This is a genomic window from Legionella taurinensis, from assembly GCF_900452865.1.
In the GTDB taxonomy this organism is placed as follows: Bacteria; Pseudomonadota; Gammaproteobacteria; order Legionellales; family Legionellaceae; genus Legionella_C; species Legionella_C taurinensis.
The window spans coordinates 799,703-822,283 of sequence record NZ_UGOZ01000001.1; the positions used below are offsets into that span (position 1 = coordinate 799,703).

The following is a 22,581-nucleotide window of genomic DNA, read 5'->3' on the forward strand; positions in this document are numbered from 1 at the left end:
TTATCCAATCAATGAGTTAATTTAGATGGTTTAAGGATGTATATGCTAGTTAATTCTTTGGACGAAAATAAAGTAAATGAACTGAATTTAAAACTGACCCTCTACGAAAAAATAATACAAAGGCAGTCGGATGAAATTCAGACACTCAGCTCGGAATTGCATGAAGTAAAAGGCATAGCTAAAGAAGCGCAGGCATTTAATCCCTGTGGGTTTTTGGTCTTTGATCGTTCGTTTGTTATTCATGAAATTAATGTGCAAACCACCGTACTGCTGGGTCGAGAGGCCAATGGCCTGGTAGGGAAATCATTTCTTAATTTTTTAAGTGAGAATTCCGCTGCCAAATTGATGAGGTGCGTCGAGGTTTTTCTGGAAGAAAAATACAGCCGAAAATACGAGCTTGAAATTTTTTCGGCTAAGGGAATTAAATACGTGCAGTTGCAATTTATTCTTTGCCGAAAGCAGCTCATTCACGGCTACTTATTTGATGTCACGAAGGAAAAACTGCATGAATTAAAACTCATGGAGCTAGAGAAATCGGTTAATTCCCTCAATAGTATTTATCAAAACATAAGCAGCGCGATTGCTCTCCTGGATAAGGATTTTTATTTGCAAACCTTAAATCAGGCTTTCGCGATGGCCTTTTCAAGAATTTTTTCATGCAGAATCAAGGTAAATGATAACCTCATGAGGGTTCTGGCTGATTTTCCTGAGCTGAAAAATAAAGTCGTTGCGGCCTGTTCACAGGCGGCTCGCGGCCACAGGAATTTTATTCTGGTTGAAAATAAAACGCATAAAGCCGATGCCTATTACTGCTATGAATTTCATTTTTTCCTGCCTGACAAATCAACCCATAAAAATGAAATTATTTTTAAGATAAGCGATTTAAGCCATGCCCGGTTAAAAGATTACCAGGACGGCAAACAACGGGCTGAAATTGAACGTGTCAGTCGTTTCAATCTCATTGGCGAATTAACGTCTGCACTGGCCCACGAGATTAACCAGCCATTGACAGCCATCAAAGCCTACACTCGCAGCTGCTTAAAAAAAGTAAAGGACAGTGAGGAACATCCGCTTGAATTTCCGCTTAAACAAATTGAACGCCAGGCAGAACATGCCGGAGAAATTATTCATAAAATGCGAAATTTTAAAGAGGGTGTGCTTTATCTTGAGCAAACGAACATTAATTATTTAATCCGCAAGACCATTGGCTTTTTATACCATGATTTAGCCCGGTTAAAATTCAACTTTAATTTTTTGAGTAACATACCCAGTACCATGGTGGATCGGGTTAAAATCATGCAGGTGATTTTAAATCTGGGCCGTAACAGCATTGAAGCGTTGAAAGGGGCTGATGTCGAGAATCCTGAAATCACGTTAGCCACTCATTTAACCAACGATCATATTGTGGTGTATTTTCAGGACAATGGCCCGGGTATTCCACCCGAAATCCAGGATAAGATTCTTCATTCCTACTTCACCACCAAACCACAAGGCACAGGGCTGGGTCTGTCCATTTGCCGGACCATCATCATGGCCCATGGCGGGGTTTTATCGGTACACAAAGTCGCGCAGGGCGCGTGCTTCGTATTCACGCTGCCTGTGACGTAAATAATAAAAAAAGAGTTCCAAATAAAGCGACCATATGATTCAATATGGTAAATAAATCGCCATGTTTTCTCGCTGTGAAATACAATCAGACGCTCAAAAATCGCGGTGCGATCAGCAATCCCGAAGGTCGTTTTGAAAAAACAGTTTCCGAGCGGTTTGATGATGGTTGGGATTTGGAAGAGGAGCGGTTGCCGCCGCTTGAAACCCTGTTGATACCGGAGACCTCCAAAAGCATCATTACCCACAATGATTCACCCGACCTGAGGTTTAATCAATCCATTAATCCTTATCGCGGCTGTGAGCACGGCTGTATTTATTGCTATGCCCGTCCCAGCCATGCGTACATGAACTTCTCGCCAGGGATCGATTTTGAAACCAAAATCGTTTATAAAAAGGACGCAGCCACGCTGCTTAAAAACGCCCTTAATGCACCGCGATACCGGTGTGAGACTCTGGTCTTAGGCGCCAATACCGACCCTTATCAGCCGGCAGAGTCGAAATTAACCATTACCCGCCGTATTCTTGAGGTGTTGCTTGATCACCGTCATCCAGTGGTGATTATTACCAAAAATGCCATGATTGAACGTGACTTGGATCTTTTATCGGAAATGGCTCGTCTGAATCTGGTGAAAGTCGCTGTCAGTGTCACCTCATTATCCCCCCAATTAAAACACATCATGGAGCCGCGTACGTCAGCGCCGTCAGGAAGGCTTCGCGCCATCCGCCAGTTGACTGAGCGAGGTATTCCGGTGCAGGCCATGGTGGCGCCGGTTATTCCGATGATCAATGACATGGAACTGGAACAGATCCTTAACGCGGTAAGCGATGCCGGCGCTCGTTACGCCAGTTACGTGCTTGTCCGTCTCCCCTATGAAGTGAAAATCCTGTTTCGTGAATGGCTGACTGAGCATTTTCCCGACAGGGCTGACCATGTGATGAGCCTGATTAACCAGATGCGCGGCGGCAAGGATTACGATGCGACATTCGGCAAACGCATGCGCGGGGAGGGGGAGTACGCGAAATTACTGCAAACCCGCTTTCGTCTGGCCTGTAAACGCTATCAGTTAAATTGCCAGCCTGCATCGGAACTGGCCCTGCATCACTTTAGAAAACGGCCTGAAAAGGAAGGCCCGCACCAATTGACCCTCTGGGATGAGTATTGGGGGGGCGAATAGCCATTCATTTTTCGTCCGTAATTTCATAAGATAGGAAATCAATCATGGAAAGGAAAGGTGATGGCTAAACAACCTAAACGACGGAAAAAGAAGGGGAACACTGATTTTGCCACGTTTGCAGAAAAAGTATCCGTGGCGGTGGGTACCTCTTGGTGTTTCTTATTGGCGTTAAGCTTTGTGTTGCTCTGGGTGGTGACAGGCCCTCTGTTTCATTTTTCCGAAGGATGGCAATTAGTCATCAATACCGGCACAACCATTGTGACTTTCCTGATGGTTTTTTTAATTCAGAACACTCAGAACCGCGAAACCAAAATAATCAATTTGAAGCTCGATGAGTTAATCAAATCCCATAAGGGGGCAAGCAATACCTCGATTGATCTGAATAAACTCAGTGATGAGGAATTAAAATCGCTCGAAAAGCATTACCATACCTTATGTAATAAACGAACCGGGCAATGATGGGCAAAAGCCTGATGTATCAGGCTTTTGCAGTGGGGAGGCTTTATTACTTCGGTCCTGGGGCGGACAGGGTGGTTGTGTCAATGTCGCGGTGTTTTGACGGTTTATGCGAAAAGAAAAGGCAGGAAGAAATGGTTTCGACTGTGTCGTCGTCATCCGCATGCGTCGGGGGTGACAGGGTTTTAACCTGAGGGTAGATGGCGGAGGATACCGATTGCACAAAATCAGGCAGCCCGTTTGAAAACAAAGCCAGCCGCTCAAGGTTCATGTCCATGATGGCGGCTAAACGGAGGTAGCCCGGAAGGGCAGTAATGGAGTCATTGCTGTCCAATGCTATGTCCAGTTCATACATTTCACCATCATACAGTCTGATGTGTAGTTGAATGCCGGAGGGAATAAAATTGCGATAATTCCCAAACACTTGTTCAATTTGATCGATGTCTTCACGACGTCCTGTCCATACCTCAAAAACAATCGCCTCATCCGGATTATCCTGTGCTGCTTTGTAGAGTTGCGCAAAAAGCAGGGGGATAATGGAATGACCAGCCTTTCCCTCGGCGGGCTGCGGGATGCTGAAGGTGTTGTCAATCAGGCTTTTGATGGTGCGATGAAACGATTCTCCAGGCTGACGCTCCTTGAGGATGTCGTCCATTAACAAAGGGTCTGGCCTGGCACCCAGGGCCTTGCTGATTGCCAGCGCTGCCGGGCAATGGCTGGGGTTAAAATCACGTCGCGTCGAGCCAATGAAGACGTTCGTTTGAGTAAAAGCCTTGCCTTCTTTTTTTAATTGTTTAAGAAGCATTTTATTGGCGGATTGAACCGCTTTGCCGATGCCTTGTTTGGAAACACGCTCTAAATACCTCGTATTCAATAAACAGCCATCAAAAGCAAAAGATAAATACCGTATCGTCATTTTGCACCTTGGAATTTAAAATTAAGTCAGACTGGATTTTGATCGTGAGAATAAGGCAGGCACAGTCACATTGACTTGCAATGACTGGCATTAAGAAGGTCTTAAAAACCGGATAACTTAAAATCTCTCAATACAATCCAGCGTAGATAAGAAATTTTTAATAAGTTACCAGTCCTCCGTTCGTTTACGCCCTTAAGGGATTTGTTAACGACTAGTTAATTGCAGATGAATAGATTACCTGACTTAGATTAAGAAATTATTAATTTGTAAAAAAAATGTTAATTTCAACTGCGATCATGACGCGCTCGATAAGTTACCATAGAGGCGTTCTCTACCCTATTTTCAGGATGGGTTGGATTAAGTCAAACGTAATTAATTACTTGTCTTTGCGGCATAGGTACAACGTGGCATCGTGTCCACTCTCAAAATAGCCCTTCGCTGCAATGGGCTTGTCAGCTTCTTTTTTGAACAGTTTAAAGTCATTGTCAGTTTTGGAGCTCCTTTACGATGACAGCGTGGTAAGGCGTTTAGGCTGGCGTTGAACAAATCTCTCGTTTGTTTGCTTGGATTAACGCCATATGGAATATAATCATATAAGAAAATAATAAGGTAACCAGGCAAGAGGCAGTGGTTGGAAAAATACAACACCTCCCTCAAGCCGCTCACGATCCTGTCAAATCATCTTTAAATCAGGGTCAGGTTATGAAAAAAGGACGGGTCAATGGACAAGGAATTTCTGGAAAACATCACCTTTGAGGAGCTCATGCCGGGCCAGCAGGCCAGTTTGAGCAGAACGCTGAATCCGAATGACATTGCCCTGTTTGCGGTGATGTCAGGGGATGTTAACCCGGCTCATCTCGATGCTGATTTTGCCAAAAGCGACATGTTTCGCGGCATCGTTGGCCATGGCATGTGGTCTGGCTCGCTCATTTCCGCCTTGCTTGGCACAGTCTTGCCAGGGCCGGGGACCATTTACCTTGAGCAGGATATCCAGTTTCGAAAGCCAGTCCGCTTAGGCGACACCGTCACCATTACCCTTACGGTACGGGATAAATTCCCGGCGAAATCCATTGTGACGCTGGATTGCCGAGGGGTAAACCAACGCGGGGAGACGGTGATTGAAGGATTAGCCACCGTGCTTGCACCGACGAAAAAAATCCGCGTGGCCAAAGCGGATTTGCCGCATGTTGAAATTCATAACCATGACCGCTTTCAGGCCATTATCCAATCCTGCCAGACGATGGAGGCTGTGCGCACGGCGGTGGTTCATCCTGTCAAGGACACAGTGCTTGCCGCGGTAGCGGATGCCGTGAAAGCCGGCCTGATTACCCCTGTCCTCATCGGTCCAAAGGTTAAAATTCAGGACGCCGCCAGGCTGGCGGGGATTGATATCAGTCAATGGGAGTTGATTGATACACCGCACAGTGACGCTGCCGCGGGCAGAGCGGTGGAACTGGCCGCGGCGGGAAATGCCGATGCCATCATGAAAGGGTCGTTGAGTACTCACGAGTTATTAACCGCCGTTGTCCCAGCCAGCGCCAACCTGCGAACCAAATACCGCATCAGTCATGCCTATGTCATGGATGTACCCTCCTACCATAAACCGCTCATTATCACCGATGCGGCTATCAATATCGCACCGAATGCGCTCGAGAAGGCGGACATCTGTCAAAATGCAATTAGTCTTTGGCGGGTTTTATTTGGCGAGGCGGAAAAGCCCAAAGTGGCTATTTTAGCCGCCATTGAGTCGGTTAATCCGATCATGCAGGCGACCGTGGATGCGGCCATCCTGTGCAAAATGGCGGATCGCGGCCAAATCGTGGATGGCATTCTGGATGGACCGCTGGCCTTTGATAATGCCATCAACAGGCAGGCCGCCGAAGAGAAGGGCATTGTCTCGCTGGTGGCGGGGGATGCCGATATTCTGCTCGCTCCCGACATTGATTCAGGAAACATTCTGGCCAAACAGCTGACCTTCTTAGGGAATGCCGATGCGGGCGGTATTGTTTTGGGGGCGCGTGTTCCCATTATTTTAACCAGCCGTGCCGACTCCCTGCGCACCCGGCTTTTATCCTGCGCGTTGGCGGTTAAAATGGCCGCTGCCCGCAAAGCGGGGAAAATTAAATGAGCGACTCGATTTTAGTGATTAATACAGGGTCTTCGAGCATTAAATTTCAGGTATTCAACTGCAGGCCCGTGTTAAAATGCCTGCGCAAGGGTAAGATTGTTGATTTAGGCTTAAACCCTTCCTTTATGGCCATGGATAGTGCAAATCAGGCACAGACTCTTGCCCTTCCGGCCGATTGCAATCACGAAGAGGCCTTGCATTTTCTCTTCCGTTGGTTTCAGGAGCAGAATCAGGGAGGGCCGATTAACACGGTGACGCATCGCATCGTCCATGGCGGTGAACGCTACACATCCAGTGTGGTGATCACGCCAGAAGTAATGGCTTATTTGCGGCAATTATGTCCTTTAGCCCCCTTACACCAGCCGCACAACCTGATGGCGGTCGATATTTTCAGCGCCTTTAAGCCGGAATTAGTGCAAATTGCCTGTTTTGATACCGCCTTTCACGCGGGGCATGATCCTTTATTGACGGCCTATGCGCTCCCGCAAACCCTTCGTGATCAGGGCATTCGTCGTTATGGTTTTCATGGTCTGTCCTACGAATGGCTGGCTCATTCATTGCGCCAGAACGAACCGGAGTTGATTAAAAAACGCCTGGTCGCCGCCCATCTGGGGAATGGCGCCAGCCTGTGCGCCATGAACAATGGCTGCAGCGTGGATACCACCATGGGCATGACTGCGCTTGACGGCCTGCCCATGGGTACCCGGTGTGGGAGCCTGGATCCGGGTGCTGTCATTTACATGACCCGCGAGCTTCAACTCTCCCCGGATGAGGCCGAGTCTATTCTTTATTACGAGTCAGGGTTGCGGGGTTTATCGCAATGGACCCAGGATGTTCGCCTCCTGCAGAACAGCGAAGACCCCCGGGCCCGATTTGCACTCGACTTTTTTTGCCTGCGGACTGCGCAATTTGCCGGCATGATGGCGGTGTCCCTGGGCGGCATCGATGGCCTGGTATTTACTGGGGGAATCGGAGAAAACGCAGAGACTGTCCGCGACCGTATTGTCCATTCCCTTGATTTTTTAAGACCCTTTGAAGTCCGCGTCATCGAGGCCAATGAAGAACACATGATGGCACTGCACACACTGACAGTGCTTGAAAATCAGAAGGAGGAACGCACATGACCCATTTAAAAGGGCTGATTGTCGGCATAGCCAATAACGATTCCATTGCCTGGGGATGTGCGAAAGTCCTGCATGAGGCAGGCTGTGAACTTGCGATAACCTATCAGAATGAAAAAACCAGAGCCTACATCGAACCCCTGGTCAATGAAATTGCCTGCCCCATAGTCATGCCGCTGGATGTCAGGGAGGCGGATCAGATGGATGCCTTGTTTGAGCGCTCCAAACGCATTGGGGCCGTCTGGATTTCCTTATCCACGCGATTGCTTTTGCGCCGAAAAGCGATTTGCAGGGGCGTGTGGTGGATTGTTCCCGCGAAGGATTTATGGTCGCCATGGACATTTCCTGCCATTCATTCATTCGCTTGGCTAACGCGGCGGAACCCTTGATGAGTCATGGCGGAAGCCTTATCACCATGAGCTATTACGGATCAGAAAAAGTCGTGCAGAATTACAATGTGATGGGACCAGTGAAGGCGGCATTGGAAGCCACGGTGCGCTATCTGGCCATTGAACTTGGCAGTAAAAAAATAAGAGTCAATGCCATTTCCCCAGGACCGGTCAGTACCCGTGCAGCTTCAGGGCTTACTGATTTTGATGAACTCATGGAAAAAGCCGCGCAGAAAGCCCCGCTGCATCAACGAGTGACCATCGAAGCCATTGGTGAAATGGCGGCTTTTCTTGTGTCCGAAAAAGCACAAGCCATTACCGGTCAAATCCTCTATGTTGATGGCGGGTATAATATTCAGGATTAAGCCTGGATTTGGCGCGAGACGCTTATTTTCTGTTCAGCGGTTTGGCTTGACGGAAAAAATGGTTAAACAGAAAATAGAGTATCCCCATGCGGCTTAACGGCATGCTTTTCAGGCTTTTATTTTTTAAAAATGCAGCCAGAAGGCGGCCAAGCAGTTTGGCCTGGAAATAGCGGAGTAAGAAACGGTATAACATCGGTTGATTTCTCCATAGACATTCTCATCAGTAAGTATAGTTGCTTATTGATAAATTTGTACCAATTTAGTACTATTTTGAAGAGGATTTCCTGGCTTTTTTGACCGTTTTACTGGATTCCTGTTTGTCGCTTTTTCCTTTCCCCTTTTTGTCCATGCTTTGCTTCAGCAGTTCCATGAAATCAATGACATCATCACTGGTTGTTTTCTTCGCTTTTTTAGCGGGTTTGGCGCTGGTAATGCCCTGCATTTTTTTGTCTATCCAGGCAATGAGCGCATCGCGGTAGTCATCATGGTATTTTTCAGGTTCCCAGGGTGTGCTCATTTCAGAAATCAGGTCCTTCGCCATTTTGATTTCTTTGTCATTGATTTTATAGGCTTTTAAGTCATTGGTCGGAAAATTAAAGTCCTCTTCTTCGCGGATTTCCTGTTGAAAGCGAATGATGTATAAAATCAGCGCCTTGTCGTGGGGAAGGATCAGGCTTAAATATTCACGGGTGCGAATAATGATTTTGGCCACGCCGACTTTATTGGATTTTTTCAACGCTTCCCGCAATAACACGTAGGCTTTTTTATTTTTGCTTTCCGGCAGAATATAGTAGGGTTTATCGAAAAAAAGGTAATCAATGTCCTTTAGATTGACGAATTCCTCGATATCAATGGATTTATAGGCATCAGGACTTGCTTTTTTAAAATCGTCTTCGTCCAGGACGATATAACTGTCCTTGTCGTATTCATAGGCTTTGACAATCTCATTCCAGGGCACTTCCTTGCCTGTCTCGGAATTAACGCGCTCATAGCGAATTCGGGAATGGTCACGTGAGTCCACCAGGTGAAAGTGGATATCCTGTTTTTCTTCAACTTGCACGAGGCTGACAGGGATTGCAACCAGACCGAAGGAAATGTCGCCTTTCCACACAGGCCTTGGCATGGTTTTCTCCTTGTTTTTAGCTTTCCTTAAGTATAGGAAAAAATACGTGGCTGTTCTTTTATTGAACTACAATTAGAGAGTTAAGAGGACGAGCCAAGGATTGCCATGGGCCTTGAAACCTACCATAAAAAAAGAAATTTTAAAAAAACGCCCGAACCGCGCGGTCGTGTGCATCGGCAGAAGCATTTTCTTTATGTCATTCAAAAACATGCCGCGAGTCACCTGCATTATGATTTCCGTCTGGAACTGGATGGCGTACTGAAAAGCTGGGCGGTGCCCAAGGGACCCTGTCTGGACAACACCGTCAAACGCCTGGCGGTGCATGTGGAAGATCATCCCCTTGAATACGGAACCTTTGAAGGCATCATTCCCAAAGGCGAATACGGCGGCGGTACAGTGATGCTTTGGGATCAGGGCGAATGGATTCCCCTGGATAAGGATCCACGGGCCGGGTATGAAAAAGGCCACTTACGTTTTGAATTAAAAGGCAAAAAGCTGAAAGGACGCTGGGATCTCATCCGCTTTAAAGACGATAAAAACTGGTTTTTAATTAAGTTCAAAGATGACTATGCAAAGCCGGCTGACTACGACATAACCACCGATAAGCCCTTGAGTGTATTAAGCGGACAGTCCATGGAAAGCCTTTCCGATCACTACGAGCGGGTGTGGAGCAGTAAGGAAAAAAAAAACCGGGGACGTAAAAAATCCGTGACTGCTCTGCAACGATTGCAACTGAACCTTCCCGAATCGCCATTTCCAGAGACTGTGTCGGTCCAATTGGCGACGCTGGTGAACAAACCGCCGCGAGGGGAGGGATGGCTACAGGAGTTAAAGCTCGACGGTTACCGTATTTTAGCGCTGAAAAACAATAAAAAAGTCCATCTGTTAACCCGCAACCACAATGACTGGACCTCGGTTTTCCCGGCGGTGGTTGATGCCATTGGCGAATTGCCGGTCAAAAAGGCCATTTTTGACGGCGAAGTGGTGGTTTTAAATGAGGAGGGACGGCCTGACTTTCAGCGTTTGCAGAATTCCATTAAAGAAGGCTTAAAGGCGCCATTTATCTATTATCTGTTTGATTTGCTGTACCTGGAACAATACGATATACGCCCCCTGCCGCTGATTGAGCGGAAAAGCCTGCTCGCGCCATTAATCGCAGCCTCTGCTTCATCCATCCTGCGCTACAGCGACCACATCATCGGTCAGGGCAATGACGTCTTTCAACAGGCCTGTGACATGGCGTTGGAAGGCATTATTGCCAAGCAGATTCACAGTCCTTACGAGGGGAAGCGTTCCCTGTCCTGGCTTAAAATAAAATGCAGTCATCGGCAGGAATTCGTCATTGGCGGTTTTTCTCAGCCCAAAGGCTCACGCACCTGTTTTGGATCGCTATTTATTGGCGTATTCAATGAGCAGGGCGAATTTGTGCATACCGGCAACGTAGGCACCGGCTTTACCGACAAATCCATCAAATCCCTGTATGAGAGAATGAAACCCCTCATCACTGACAAAAGCCCATTTAAAAAAAAACCGCCGGATACCAAAACGGCGACCTGGGTGAAGCCTGAACTGGTCATTGAAGTGGAATTTTCACAGTGGACAGAGGATGGGCGATTAAGGCACCCGAGTTTCAAGGGCTTACGCTTGGATAAGCCAGCGAGTGAGGTGGTTAAGGAAAACGTCAAACCGGTGGAGCCCATTGAAAAAAAGGAGTCTAAAATCAAAAGCACAGCCATTATTCTCTCCAATCCGGACAAGATCCTTTACCCTGAAGACAAAATCACCAAACAGGATCTTTACGAGTATTATGACGAAGTCAGCGATTATATCCTGCCCTACATCCGCAATCGGTTTTTATCCCTGGTGCGCTGTCCTTCAAGCTACACGGAATGTTTTTATCAGAAACACCTAAACCAGAAGTCAGATCACCTGCTCTCCCTGCCTGTTCAGGATAAACACGGCGAGAGCGAGCAATACCTTTATCTTAATGACAAGGAGGGGTTGTTAAGCCTGGTGCAGATGGGGGTTCTTGAAATTCATCCCTGGGGCAGTACGGTGAAGCAGTACGAGTACCCGGATATTCTCATTTTTGATTTGGATCCCGGTGCCGGGGTCGCGTGGAGTCAGGTGGTTGATGCCGCCTTCGATATCCGTGATCGCCTGGCGAGTTATTCGTTGCGCTGCTTTGTAAAAACAACCGGAGGAAAGGGCCTGCATCTGGTGATTCCCATTAAGCCTGACCACGATTGGGAAATGATAAAAAACTACACCCATGTCTTTGTGGAATACCTTGAAAAAATCAACCCGAAAAACTACATCAGCACCATGGCGAAAGTGAAGCGCAAGGGGAAAATTTTCGTTGATTACCTGCGTAATCAGCGCGGGGCTACCGCCATTGCCCCGTTTTCAACACGCGCGAGGCCGCACGCTCCGGTTGCGGTGCCTTTGCATTGGGAGGAGCTAAGCGGGCGATTCGATGATAATTTTTATACTATCCATACCTTGCCAAAACGGCTTAAGCAGTTAAAGCACGATCCCTGGGCGGATTTCTGGACAATTGTGCAATCCCTGCGCATTGAAAGCTAGTGTCTGGCATTCCGGATTGGCCGGGATGTTAGGCTGTGGTATCCTCGCTCTTTCATCAAGCCACAGGGAGCAAAAGTGACGACCTTACTGATTTGTCTGTTTATTGCGGCATTATTACCCTATCTGTCAAAACTGGCGGTGGTCTATGCCATTAAAAAAGAAGGCCGCTACGATAATCATCATCCTCGCCAGCAACAGGCTGGACTCACGGGCTTGGGGGCTCGCGCCGTGGCGGCGCATCAGAACAGCTTCGAAGCGCTGCTGGTTTTCTCCACAGCGGTTCTTGCGGCATTAGCGACCCAGCACACCGCAACGGTCAATCAATATTTAGCCATTGCCTTTATTGTGGCAAGGCTGGCCTACCATGCCATTTATCTGTTGAACTGGTCGACATTACGATCCACCATCTGGTTTGTGGGATGGTTGTGTTCAATCAGTATTTTATGGAATTGCATTCCTTAAAGACGCTGGAAACAAGCCCCCCGCGCCCTGTCTATAACCCCAGCCAGCGTATAAAATGAGCGGTTGTTTTCAGCGTCGCCGCGGGGCGGTTGTCAAAGGAAATCAGGTAGTCGTCCGTGCCCGGGTTCTCTCCGCTGTCGTCTCGTTTGCTAATGGTTTTAATCTTTCCGAGAGTCAGCAGCTTCATTTCGGTGATGTAATAGCCGCGCAGGCGTTTCACCTCGGGAATGACAAAATAAAAGTGGCTGAAATCAGGCAGCGGGTCCTGGGTGTTGCCAAGCAGGGTGGTGAATTCATCCTGGCTTAAGGCAATGTACTCAATTCTATCAATCTGTCTTCTCAGCATGCGCTCAAGCGGCGGCGGGCGATGAAAGAATCGCAGGTAATTATCGGCGGTAATCACCACAATCGGTTCATTTTCTTCCCGTTGATTGTTTTTATTGAGATCGACAAAAAGAATACCATCACGCGTTTCATGCTTTGGTGGCAACAGGTTTTCTTCCACCGTCTGAATGGCGCTGCGGCGGACGGGTGACAGGTTGTCGCAATTTAAAAATTTGGATTTGAGAAACCAATTGTCGCTGGGATAATAAATCACCATGAGGGAATTGTCCTTGATGGTATCAATGATGGGTTTCGCCAAGTGCATGGGTAAAGCCGGGCATCCCCAACTGCGGCCTGCACGGCCATATTTTTTGATAAAATCCTCATCGACATACCAGCCGCTGTGCATGACCAGGTAACGGCCAATGGCATTGTCGTTAAAACCCTGATCAAGTCCCGCCAGACGTAATGACAAGCCTTCGCGTCCGTAATACGCCTGTTCGGTTTTGTAGACCCCGATGCTGCTGGCTTTGCTGTCGTACTGGTTGGAAAAGTATTGTGTCAACAGGGTGCCGGAGCGGATGCCATGGGAAACGTAAGTATGAAACAGCAATTGATTGGTGCTTAAATCAAAAACCCAGAGCCGTTTTTCGCTGGAAGGCAGAGAATAGTCGATGATCGTTAACACCGGGTTATGCTCAATGTGGTAGGTGTCCAGGCATTTTAAGGTAGTCAGTACCTTGTTGATGACCGCTTCACTGAGGTGTGGGCTTTGCTGACGCAGGAGCGCATGAATGCTTTGCAGGGTGTGCCCATTAATCGGCGGTTGATTGTTGATAACGGAAATGACCTCGCTCAACACCGGTTCTTCCGCCGGCGTGGTTCTTTCTTTAAGAAATTGCAGAGGGGTCAGTGAGAAACAGGGAAATGTCACTGCCAAAAGCAATAACAGGCTTTTTCTCATGGGAATTCCTTGGTCTATACTTTCTTATTCTTCCTCGTTATAACTAACTATAGCTCAAACTATTTAGGGGTGCGGGATGATCGATACTGCGAAAATAGTGGAAAGAATACAGGCTTTAGGGGAGCTGAGCTTTAACAACAAAGCGCTTTGCGGCATTGATACCCTCTCGGCCAAAACCATCGAGGAGGCACGCGGATTATTTTCTTTCCTTATCCCGTTAAGTCACGAGCAATTCAAGTCATTTAAAACGCTGTTTGGCGACGACCGTTTTTGCGAATACAGTCTTTCTCTGGACATCCGTGCCTATGCGATTAAAGATCACCGCGGGCGTGACGTACTGACCATTAAACAATCACAAAGCAAATTTACCCACAATCAACGTTTAACCCTCTTCACGGTCGAATACCTCGATGAGAAAAAGGTACAGAAAACCCATTACGTTGCCAAAAATAAACACGACTTGAATGACGCATTCCGTGCTTTGCGTCTTCAGTTACCCATTCAGCAGATTGAAGAAAAGCTGAAGCGCTATTATCGTCTGCGGGCAAAGCCCCACCCCAACTCCTTCTGGGGCAAGGAATGGGGGCTCGATAAGTACACGACGCCTTACAGTGCGCCGGGGGGGATTGATGCGGTCACCGTCGATACTTTTCGAAAGCACATGACCAATAAAGCGTCATCCGAAGCCCTGGTACTGGATGTGGGCGGCGGTAAAGGAAGGCTTGCTGATAAATTATTGCGTGAAGCCCAGTGCATGGGCATCGAGCTTCACTATGTTTTAATTGAACCGGATTTGTCTCAATGCGAGGCCGCCGAAGCATTACTCAAAATCTACCCTCAGGTGGTGGTTTTCCATGGTACCCTGCAGGATTTTATGACCAGTCTGGATGATAAGACAGTTCAGGATGGATTACATCAAGCCCAGTTTGACGAGTCAGTCGTCAAGGGCGGTGTGGATTTAATCATTTCCTGCGGGGGGCCCTTGAACAATCAAGTGGTTTCTTACGACACCGCCTATGCCAATGCCTGTGATTATTTAGCGATGTTGGCCGAGGGCGGGGCTGTGATTGCAACGGGGCTTACCTCCCTGCTGTTATCGAAAAAAAACCTCGAGTCCATCGGTTTTCGGGTTGAAAACTGTGTGGCGGCCAAGCGCGATCAAACCATCAGTGAGAGCACGACGTACCATCCGGCGTACGTGATGCAAAAGCCTGAGAAAGGCGAGGCCATTTCCGAGGTCGGTTATCCTGACGGGCATTGTTTGCCCTGTTGATGACATTGCGGTTAAACCATCCCGGAGTTCAGTATGCTCGGGGGTTCTTTTTTAGTCTCCGTGACTTTCTCTGGCAATGAGAAGAACGCGTTTTCAAAACTGTAAGCCAATTCGTTTGATTCGACAGTGTCCTTCAGCGCGATTTCTTCTTTCTCATGGGTGTTTTTAATGCCCAATGACAGGTAAAGGGTTTGGGGATGGGTGGTGGCGTCTGCAATGGATTTGCAGTCAAAATGGAATACAAATTCCTCCCCCAGAACAGTTAAGTTTTTCAGAGTGGTCCCCACATCGTTGGCACAATGAACTGCAAGAACAGGATTGGCAAAACCCATGCTCAATGTTTCCCTTAACTCTTTCGGCAATACTGGAGAACCGGTGTTTTTACACAATACAGCGGCGAAGAGTAGAAATTGTGTAGCCAGATGACTGATAGGGCTGGTCGGGAGCAGAAGCTCGTTAAAGAGGGAGCTGATTTTAGTCGCGAGGACTTCCAATTTGGATTTGCAACGGACTAACTCGGCCTGGTGAGCCAGTTTAAGCAGGGTTTGGTAAAGGGTTTTTCTATGGCGGCGTTTGGACAGTGATTCATCATCGCCTGAAGTCAACTCTTTGTCGAAATCAAAGCACTCTGAAATGTCTTTGATTAATTCAGGGTCATAGCCCAATTCGTGGGCGATGGTGGTGAAAATGTAAGCTGAGCGTGGACTATAGCTGGGATCATCATCCCAGCTTAATTCATTGGTTCGCCCGCTTCGTAATAAAAAGCTGGCTAATTGAAGGCAATTCAGTTCTTCCGTACCGAGATTTTTGGCGAGGGTTTTTACTTCGTCACTGCCCCATTGTTTAAGCAATGCCCACCCACTTCGCACAAGGATCATAGTGCGTAATCCCGAGGCGGTGCCATGATTGATGTGAAAGGCAATCTTGTTGTGACGCACCTCATAATTGTGAGGGTCATCGAGGTAAGGGTGTTCAATCAGTTCCCGCGATAACTGTTGCCATAACAAAGACGCCCCCGCTTTTTGATCCTGCCAATAGTATTTGAATTCTGAAAGATCGCTGTAAGTGACAATCACCGGGTATTTATTTTCTTTGGATAAAGTCAATTCCTCTGGAAAATCAATGGGTTTCTTTTGTTGATGGAGTAGAAGGTCGAGAAGACGGGCTTCATCATCTCGAGACAAATCCACCACGAGCGGCTCAGCCACGGATGGATTAAAGGACAAGAGTGGATTCTCCTCGGTTTCATCGGCAAAGTGACGAATCTTTAATTCGAGTTCATCCATTTCTGTTCGGGAAACATAACGTGCAAAGTGATCATTCACGCGCAGCTCGAAAATTTCCGAACTCAGGCGGTTGGTCTGAATTTTCAGCATAATTTAAGACCCAGAAAATGAAAAAGGCAATTTTAGCATTATATGAGCAGTGTGCGCATGTATTTGTCGAATTGCCTGTCTCTGTTAACAAGGAAAACCATTGGATTGACTGGTCATTTCACTGTCTGATTCCGAGGTGGAATGCGGGGCCTCCGTGGTGGCCTCGCTTTCAGCCGGGGTGAAGAAATCAAAAAACCACTCATCTGATACTTCAACCTGCTTTTTAGGTTTAACCGGCGTTAACGGAATCTCAACGCGGGTCAGTGAACTTAAGAGATTAAACGAATAAGACGCTTTTTCATCTTTAACTTCAACTTTTTTCTTAACACCTTCGGTTGGACCGGAATAGGCCATTTCCGCCATAACGGCCACTCTGCTTTTCAGTGTGTCATGCAGGCTGGTCTGCATATTGACATGGTTATGCACCTGAATGGATTTCGCAATGTCGGGATTAATCACTTTAGACACCAGCAAACGCACCTGCAGGGTGTGGTGATTGGGCGCCTGTTGCTCAGGTGTTTTTAATTTAAGCAGGGTGTTTAAGGCGCTGGGATTGCTCGGGTCGTAAATCCCGTTTTCTTTGGAAATGTAGGCCATCTCATCCACCAGGTGATGAGGAATCATGAATTGATAAATAACCCCCTGGCTGCCAAAAGCCGGATCATTGACCAACTCATTAAAGTCATCCACCAATTTTTTACGTAAATCGTTTTGCCCGACCAGCAAACCCTCTTTATCCCATAAATCATGGAGAATGGTTTTAAAATTCAGGCGAGTGACTGAACTGTTATTGTAGAAATAATCCACCGTCGACTCTTCAGAGGCGAAATCCGCGTTTTGCCACAGGCTTGGACTGCAGGACAACAGATTCCAACTGACGTTTTCACTGTTGTCGACAGAGCGTCCATCACTCATTTTGCTTTTAATTTCTTCAATTTCGGTGTAAATGCGGCCGCGTGGCTTCGAGTGGAAATCCCTTAACCAGGCGACATGATTGGCTCCTTCTGACAGGCGTTTCAATTCACGGCAAAACAGATCCAGAGCGTAGCTGGCTTTGGTGGTGGCATGGTAAATGCTGACATGGGTTTCCGCCAACTGGAGTTCTTCTTCAATGCAGGGTTTGGTCGGAATAGCCTGAATGCTTTGAGGAGTCCAACTGTCTTTCATGAGGATTTTATTAGTGTCGGAGTGACCCCAGATTAAAAAATGACCTGTTGTACTGCGTTGAAAGGGCGTTCGCTCCTCTTGCACCGATTCTTTTTCTTTCTTAAGAGAGGAGGTACCATCTTCTGTTGAATAGGTATGCTCGTCTGACTCTATCCATAAGGCGGTGGCAGAAGTAAAGCCTGGGAAAATAGCAGGGCTGAGTTCAAGCAGGCGATAATAAGTCTGGCGTAATTCATTGGCGGATTTAGCCGCTATGACCTGGTTGCCGGTCATGGAAGGATTCATGCCTTTGCGGGTGGTTTTTAATTCGTTAAAGGATTGAGCGACCCGTTCACGTAAACTGCTATCGGTAATGGGGGCACCGGTTTCAGCACACAGTTGGCCTGCGTACAACAACAGGGCATCGGCCACGCTGGCCACGTCACTTTCCTCACCGAGTACCTTTTCAAGTTCTGCGACAATCGGTTCACGCTGCTTGGCATAGCCATCCATATTGACCCGGATTAAATCACTTTCATGGCTTAATTTTAAGATACTGGTGAACAAATCAAGCTTACTGCGGGTTTCTTGCATGGTATGATTCGGCAAAGGAGTGATGTGTTCGTTTTTGCTATGGTAATCGAAACACAGCGCGATTAAATCGACAATCGCTGTGTTAAACCCCAAATCAATAGCGACCTGCTTAAAAATGGCGGCCGAACGTTGGCCATAAGTCGCATCATCCCGCCAGCTCAATTCATTCGTGCGTCCTGAGCGGAATAAGAAGGCGGCCAGTTGCAGACAGGCTTCTTCTTCACCGGTCAGAGAGTTGGCTGTCTTTAGAGTGACTGCATTGCCTTGCGCCTTAATCAGCTGCAAGTAGGCAACGGATAATTTATCCTGACGGATGCCATGGCACGTGCCATGGTTGGTATGGTAGGCGATAACGTTCTGACGCTCGATGTAATCGCGGGGATCATCAACATAAGGCGTTTCGATAAGATCAGCAGACAATACCTGGTAAAGCATGGTTTTTTTATCGAGGGATTGGTTTTGCCAATAGTTTTGAAACTCGCCAAGATTACGGTAGGAAAAAACCACTGGATTGTTTTGGGCCGAGGTCGCCAAATTCTGAGGAAGTTCTACTTTGTGTTTATTGGGGCCTGTTTCCAGCAGGGTTCTTAAGAGCTCTTCCTGAGATTCATCAAGATCTCCCAGATCGTATTCGGACTGGGCTGTTAACGTGAGGGATTGGGATGGGTCGTCTAGATTAACCAATTCCTGGTTCAAAAGGAACCCATTCACTCCCTGACTCAGAAGAGGCAAATCACTGATCTTGACGTAGCGGACAAAATGCCCATCGATATGAAGTTCAACCAGATTACTGTTTTGCACATTGGCGATTAGTTTTAGTAACATGAGTTGCGAATCCTGTATTAAAAGTACAATATCTGTCCAAAAATAGTACTATTTATTTCTTAATGAAATATTAAGGAAAGCAAAAAAAGGAAGAAAAAATCAGCAAAAGGTCTGTTTACCGCCCGAGGAGCGACTCATGGATGTCTTTAATTGAGCAGTTTAGAGAGAGTATGCGTGACGGAAAATCGGAACTGGCACGGAACCTGGGGCGTGGCTCCTGTCGTGTTTTGCATCCATCGAGACGCGTGAAATAGATTAAACATTAATCAGTCTGCGTAAAAAGTCTATAATTAAGCTGAGAAAGGGTGAGGCCATCCATGATTAGCAAAGAGCAGGCGAAACAGTTATTGACAACCTACGGCAAGGCCCTGCAGGCATTACACGATAATATTCCTCACACGAACAGATCCTCTGGCTCATTTCGCCCTGGACGTGCCGATTCTCAAATCATCCCTAATTTGCTGCAAGCCCTTCACTGCATCGCGACGGGAGTACCGTATAAACCCACAGAGTTTGTTCAGGGATTACCCAATATTGAGCGGGGCAGCAGCGATCCTCAAGCCGCTTTTGTTGAGTTATCCAAACAGTTGAACGGCCATTTCCTCAATCATTATGCTCACACGCACCCTAAACGTACTCAGTTAGCCTTTGAACTGGCTAATTTCCATCATGAGGCGACGCATCATGCCACAGGCATTCTCAGGGAAAAAGAGACCCATAAGGCCTGTGCGGACGTGCTCGCGAAAATCAAAGCGTTTATTGCGAAACATCCGAATGTTGATGGATTACAAAAAATGAACGCGATTATGGCTAAAAACACGTCAAGTCCGGCGATGCTTGCTGAAATCATTGCCTTGGCTAATGACAAAAAATCAGACTCGGCGTTTACCAAAGCGTTCCACGAAACGTTCAGAAAACGGGATCCAGCAGTCGAGGCGTTCTATCAGGACATTGCAAAGTTGGATATAAAAAAAACACGCAGCTTGCATGACTATGCCGCCTTGTCTGAGAATCCGCCGGGTTTGAATCGAGCGAACACCACGCGTTATTGATCGATGCTTTAACCCAGACTCTATCCCTTTATGCTGGATTTAAATGAATACTCTTTTGACAGCAAATTGATCACAAGGTACTATTTTGCGCTTTTGGCCTACCTTGTTGAGTCACCATGCAAAATAAAGTCGAAAGCAGTGTTAATCATGGCCTTGTCTGTCCCCTGACAGGAAGACCCTTCCGTCATCCTGTGCTGGCTTCCGATGGCCATCATTACGAGCTGAAAGCCCTGAATGAGCGTCTTAAAGCCGGTCATAGAACGGGTTTTCATGACCGCGAGGCGATTTTTTTCGCCAGTTATGATTTACCGCTTCGAAATGATCTCGATAACATGGATTTACCCGAGCGCTATGACGAGTATGAGCGCCAGCCTTATCTTGAGCAATTAACCGAACGCCTGGGCGCACCCTACAAACCCTGGAAGCAGGATGCCTATAAGGCTTTTTTAACAGCCGATGCTCTCCTTTTGGTGGTTGTTGCTCTGAATCTATTCAAAGAATGCAAGACGTTAGACGCGGATAGTCTGCTTGTGCTGATGCTGGCCACCACTCTTCTGGACTATGGCATTCGCTTCGCGAGCAATCACCAATACGGTCTTGCTGAAGGGTTAAGGAAAGTACCCCGCTTCCTTCATTGGGTGGGAGAGGTCATTTCCGTTGATCCGGATGAACACGAAAGTATTTTGCGCCTGTAACAGGAGTTATTCAATGAAAAAAGACCGTGTACCGACAACGTTTTTCTGCCCTATCACGCACGAGCCGATGCGTCATCCGGTTTATGTTTATCCCCATCACTATGAATTATCCGCTTTGCTGGATTGGTTTAAGCAGGGTCATAGAACTTCGCCCTTAACCCGGGAGCAGGTGGCTTATGTCATTTATGATAAGGACTTCAAGCAGAAACTGGATACGCTCAATCCGGTTGATCGTTATCAGGAGTATGATGGCGCGGCGGCTTTTAACGAATTGCAGGCCTGCCTAAATCATCCTTACGATCCTTACCGCCAAGAGATGAATAAAACCGGGGCCTTGTTGTTTTTCACCACCGCTTTTTTTGCTCTGCTGATGAAAACAATGGGCAGCAAAGACGGGCAGGCGCCGCAGGCTGATTTGGCAGATCTGTTGTTGTGCCTTTTTCTGGTGGCTGGCTGCCGTTCGCTCTACAAACTGGTTGAACACCGAGCGCCAGGTTTTTTCAAGCCTCGACCACCCATGACGCCTTCCCAATCTGAAACAGCACCTGATCTGAATGGAAGGGATGAGGGACCCCTCGGCATCGATTGTAACGGCTGATTCTTTACTTCATGAAAAAAATCATGATAATAAACAAGGTTTTAAAAAAGGAATTTCGTCATGAGCAGGATGTTAAAAGCCAATCTGGCCCTGGTGAGCCTACTCTGGACTGCCGCAGCGCCAGCCGCCGTTTATTTTAATCTGGGGGCCGGCGGGGCTTTTTCCTCGACCAGCAATCGCTTTACCGGCAATTCAACCACGGTACTCTATGGCCCGACTGCCATAGGCACCAGCTTATTTTCATTGCCGGATGTGAACTGGCGTAATGAATTTAAAAATGGTTTTGATTTAAACGCAGCCCTGGGTTATCGCCTGAATGACACCTGGCGAGCCGATGTTGAATTTTTGTATCAAAACCTGAAGCATCACAGTCAAGGCAATTATGACTGGCAAGAACAAAATCCCATTACCGGGGCCATTTACGCACGACAAGCCAATAACCCCATCAGCGACAAAAGCAAGCGGGCTCATGTGTACTCGCTGCTGACGAACATCGCGTATGATTTAACCCCGAATGGTCAATGGACTCCCTTCTTAAATGGTGGGGTGGGTGTGGCCTGGCTGCAATCGGGTCGGGTAAAAACCAATAACATCATCAATATCGATGATCCGGCCACGCCCCTGGTTGAAACCGCACCAGCGACGCAAACCAGTCCTTCCCTTTATGGTACGGCATTTGCCTGGCAGTTTAAGGCGGGTGCCGCGTATGCAGTGAATGATAAAACCACTGCGATCCTGCAATACCGTTTATTGGGCACATCCAGCTTCAAAGCCAGCGGCAGCGTCATCACCAGCAATCCCGGTACTCCGGGACAAGCTTCGTTTTACATTGCCGAGCACGACATTAAAGGCTTACTCACTCAGGCCATTGAATTCACTCTGCGGTTAAATGTCTGACATGAAGGCCGTGACACGGCCTTGATGGTTAAAACATGCCATTGCTGTTGGCGGCATTCTCGGGAATGTTTTGCACCACGTCCCAATGTTCGACAATTTTATTGTTTTCCAGCCTGAAAATGTCGATGATGGCCTGGCCGCGAGTGCCGGGCTCTTTGATGGAATGGACATGCAGAATCACATAATCCCCTTCCGCCAGGACCCGTTTGATTTCGCTGTGCGACTCAGGATAGGTGCTTTTCAGGTAATCAACGTATTGCTTAAAGCCCTCAATACCGTCTTTTGCCAGGGGATTGTGTTGGATATACCAGGGTCCCATGTACGTTTCTGCGGCGGCAAAATCCTTGTCATTAATGGCTTTTTGATAAAACCGGGTCACGACGTCTTTATTCATCTCCTGTTCATTTTTTGCAGCAAAAGCCAGACTGGAAGCGGCCAGACAGAGGGCCAGTGTGATGCCTTTTTTGCTCATGTTATTCTCCTTTATTTATTGATTAAATCGATTATA

Annotated in this window: 19 protein-coding genes and 1 pseudogene; 13 read left to right on the forward strand and 7 right to left on the reverse strand. The window is 47.4% G+C overall.

The window, feature by feature from the left end; genetic code table 11:
• The first annotated feature begins 42 nt into the window (after window positions 1-42).
• Genes DYE45_RS03775 through DYE45_RS03785 form a run of 3 tightly spaced genes read left to right on the forward strand, consistent with a single transcriptional unit; the run spans window position 43 to window position 3,242 of the window.
• Window positions 43-1,608, forward strand: a complete 1,566-nt coding sequence (locus DYE45_RS03775) for a PAS domain-containing sensor histidine kinase (protein WP_160160670.1) — start codon at window positions 43-45, stop codon at window positions 1,606-1,608.
• Window positions 1,609-1,652: 44 nt separating this feature from the next.
• Entirely contained in the window at window positions 1,653-2,783 is a 1,131-nt protein-coding gene (locus DYE45_RS03780) for a PA0069 family radical SAM protein (protein WP_165481691.1), read from the forward strand.
• Window positions 2,784-2,843: 60 nt separating this feature from the next.
• Window positions 2,844-3,242 (forward strand): low affinity iron permease family protein, encoded by a 399-nt coding sequence (locus tag DYE45_RS03785; RefSeq protein ID WP_115300480.1) that lies wholly within the window; start codon window positions 2,844-2,846, stop codon window positions 3,240-3,242.
• A gap of 46 nt (window positions 3,243-3,288) precedes the next feature.
• On the opposite strand, the gene DYE45_RS03790 is transcribed toward DYE45_RS03785, so the two are convergent.
• Window positions 3,289-4,155 carry a hypothetical protein gene (locus tag DYE45_RS03790; RefSeq protein WP_115300481.1) on the reverse strand — a complete coding sequence of 289 codons (867 nt, stop codon included), beginning with the start codon at window positions 4,153-4,155 and terminating at the stop codon, window positions 3,289-3,291.
• Window positions 4,156-4,876: 721 nt separating this feature from the next.
• Here DYE45_RS03790 and DYE45_RS03795 point away from each other — a divergent pair.
• From DYE45_RS03795 to fabI, 3 genes and pseudogenes are all read left to right on the forward strand, one after another.
• Entirely contained in the window at window positions 4,877-6,283 is a 1,407-nt protein-coding gene (locus DYE45_RS03795; protein WP_108294033.1) for a bifunctional enoyl-CoA hydratase/phosphate acetyltransferase, read from the forward strand.
• Window positions 6,280-7,407, forward strand: coding sequence for an acetate/propionate family kinase (locus DYE45_RS03800; protein WP_115300482.1), 1,128 nt, complete (start codon window positions 6,280-6,282; stop codon window positions 7,405-7,407). The genes DYE45_RS03795 and DYE45_RS03800 overlap by 4 nt, the downstream gene beginning before the upstream one ends.
• A pseudogene (gene fabI / locus DYE45_RS03805) lies at window positions 7,404-8,158 on the forward strand (enoyl-ACP reductase FabI). Before DYE45_RS03800 ends, fabI begins: the two are co-directional and overlap by 4 nt.
• A 22-nt stretch (window positions 8,159-8,180) precedes the next feature.
• Here fabI and DYE45_RS14645 read toward each other — a convergent pair.
• The gene (locus DYE45_RS14645; protein WP_160160671.1) at window positions 8,181-8,351 is read right to left on the reverse strand and encodes a hypothetical protein; all 171 of its coding nucleotides are present in this window, start codon (window positions 8,349-8,351) and stop codon (window positions 8,181-8,183) included.
• A 72-nt stretch (window positions 8,352-8,423) separates the two neighbouring features.
• Window positions 8,424-9,281: a non-homologous end joining protein Ku gene (gene ku / locus DYE45_RS03810; protein WP_108294039.1), complete on the reverse strand. Its 858-nt coding sequence runs from the start codon at window positions 9,279-9,281 to the stop codon at window positions 8,424-8,426.
• A gap of 105 nt (window positions 9,282-9,386) precedes the next feature.
• Here ku and ligD point away from each other — a divergent pair, with 105 nt between their 5' ends.
• Together ligD and DYE45_RS03820 are read left to right on the forward strand one after the other, a co-directional pair.
• Complete coding sequence (ligD, locus tag DYE45_RS03815) at window positions 9,387-11,867, forward strand: DNA ligase D (protein ID WP_115300483.1); 2,481 nt, start codon at window positions 9,387-9,389, stop codon at window positions 11,865-11,867.
• Between the two features lie 75 nt (window positions 11,868-11,942).
• On the forward strand, window positions 11,943-12,329 hold the full coding sequence (locus DYE45_RS03820) for an MAPEG family protein (RefSeq protein WP_108294043.1): 387 nt from the start codon (window positions 11,943-11,945) through the stop codon (window positions 12,327-12,329).
• A 31-nt stretch (window positions 12,330-12,360) separates the two neighbouring features.
• On the opposite strand, the gene DYE45_RS03825 is transcribed toward DYE45_RS03820, so the two are convergent.
• Window positions 12,361-13,617 carry a murein L,D-transpeptidase catalytic domain family protein gene (locus DYE45_RS03825; RefSeq protein WP_115300484.1) on the reverse strand — a complete coding sequence of 419 codons (1,257 nt, stop codon included), beginning with the start codon at window positions 13,615-13,617 and terminating at the stop codon, window positions 12,361-12,363.
• A gap of 76 nt (window positions 13,618-13,693) precedes the next feature.
• Between DYE45_RS03825 and DYE45_RS03830 the strand changes: the two genes are divergently transcribed.
• Window positions 13,694-14,890 (forward strand): hypothetical protein, encoded by a 1,197-nt coding sequence (locus tag DYE45_RS03830; protein ID WP_115300485.1) that lies wholly within the window; start codon window positions 13,694-13,696, stop codon window positions 14,888-14,890.
• Window positions 14,891-14,901: 11 nt separating this feature from the next.
• On the opposite strand, the gene DYE45_RS03835 is transcribed toward DYE45_RS03830, so the two are convergent.
• On the reverse strand, window positions 14,902-16,266 hold the full coding sequence (locus DYE45_RS03835; RefSeq protein WP_108294049.1) for a SidE phosphodiesterase domain-containing protein: 1,365 nt from the start codon (window positions 16,264-16,266) through the stop codon (window positions 14,902-14,904).
• Window positions 16,267-16,350: 84 nt separating this feature from the next.
• Window positions 16,351-18,831 (reverse strand): SidE phosphodiesterase domain-containing protein, encoded by a 2,481-nt coding sequence (locus tag DYE45_RS03840; protein ID WP_115300486.1) that lies wholly within the window; start codon window positions 18,829-18,831, stop codon window positions 16,351-16,353.
• A gap of 317 nt (window positions 18,832-19,148) precedes the next feature.
• On the opposite strand from DYE45_RS03840, the gene DYE45_RS03845 reads away from it, so the two are divergent.
• The 4 genes from DYE45_RS03845 (at window position 19,149) to DYE45_RS03860 (ending at window position 22,073) form a co-directional block, all read left to right on the forward strand.
• Entirely contained in the window at window positions 19,149-19,883 is a 735-nt protein-coding gene (locus DYE45_RS03845) for a hypothetical protein (RefSeq protein ID WP_108294053.1), read from the forward strand.
• Window positions 19,884-19,999: 116 nt separating this feature from the next.
• Window positions 20,000-20,578 (forward strand): RING finger protein, encoded by a 579-nt coding sequence (locus DYE45_RS03850; protein ID WP_115300487.1) that lies wholly within the window; start codon window positions 20,000-20,002, stop codon window positions 20,576-20,578.
• Window positions 20,579-20,591: 13 nt separating this feature from the next.
• Entirely contained in the window at window positions 20,592-21,176 is a 585-nt protein-coding gene (locus DYE45_RS03855; protein WP_115300488.1) for a U-box domain-containing protein, read from the forward strand.
• 60 nt (window positions 21,177-21,236) lie between these two features.
• Complete coding sequence (locus tag DYE45_RS03860; RefSeq protein WP_242602701.1) at window positions 21,237-22,073, forward strand: outer membrane protein; 837 nt, start codon at window positions 21,237-21,239, stop codon at window positions 22,071-22,073.
• A 28-nt stretch (window positions 22,074-22,101) separates the two neighbouring features.
• Here the strand turns inward: DYE45_RS03860 and DYE45_RS03865 are convergent, their stop codons facing one another.
• The gene (locus tag DYE45_RS03865; protein WP_108294059.1) at window positions 22,102-22,545 is read right to left on the reverse strand and encodes a nuclear transport factor 2 family protein; all 444 of its coding nucleotides are present in this window, start codon (window positions 22,543-22,545) and stop codon (window positions 22,102-22,104) included.
• Window positions 22,546-22,581 lie beyond the last annotated feature (36 nt).